Below are 426 nucleotides of genomic sequence, written 5' to 3'. Positions count from 1 at the left end.
ACCTTCAACGTTCCTCGGTAGCTCAGTTGGTAGAGCAATCGGCTGTTAACCGATCGGTCGGCGGTTCGAGTCCGTCCCGAGGAGCCATATGGATGGATGTCCGAGCGGCCGAAGGAGCACGATTGGAAATCGTGTAGGCGGTGTCGAACCGTCTCGTGGGTTCAAATCCCACTCCATCCGCCATCTTGGCCCGTTGGTGAAGCGGTTTAACACAGCAGCCTTTCACGCTGTCATACAGGGGTTCGAATCCCCTACGGGTCACCTAGAAAGATCCCTACATTTTGTAGGTGATTTGGAGGCTTAGCTCAGCTGGGAGAGCATCTGCCTTACAAGCAGAGGGTCGGCGGTTCGATCCCGTCAGCCTCCACCACTTATATTTAACGGACAAGGAAGGTCAGTTAAAAGCGCCACGTCCTGTGGCAACGC

General features: G+C 55.2%; 4 tRNA genes. All 4 read left to right on the top strand.

What is annotated here, in order from left to right:
* Window positions 1-11 precede the first annotated feature (11 nt).
* Window positions 12-87: transfer RNA gene (locus HPY28_RS30175), tRNA-Asn, on the top strand.
* Window positions 88-90: 3 nt separating this feature from the next.
* Window positions 91-183 (top strand) — tRNA-Ser (locus tag HPY28_RS30170).
* Window positions 184-187: 4 nt separating this feature from the next.
* Window positions 188-261 (top strand) — tRNA-Glu (locus tag HPY28_RS30165).
* A gap of 33 nt (window positions 262-294) precedes the next feature.
* A tRNA-Val gene (locus tag HPY28_RS30160) sits at window positions 295-370 on the top strand.
* The last annotated feature ends 56 nt before the right edge of the window (window positions 371-426 follow it).

Origin of the sequence: Brevibacillus sp. HB1.2 (assembly GCF_013332495.1) — a bacterium.
GTDB classification, from domain to species: Bacteria; Bacillota; Bacilli; order Brevibacillales; family Brevibacillaceae; genus Brevibacillus; species Brevibacillus porteri.
Note: the sequence above shows the minus strand (reverse complement) of the source record. Positions and strands in the feature narration are given on the sequence as shown.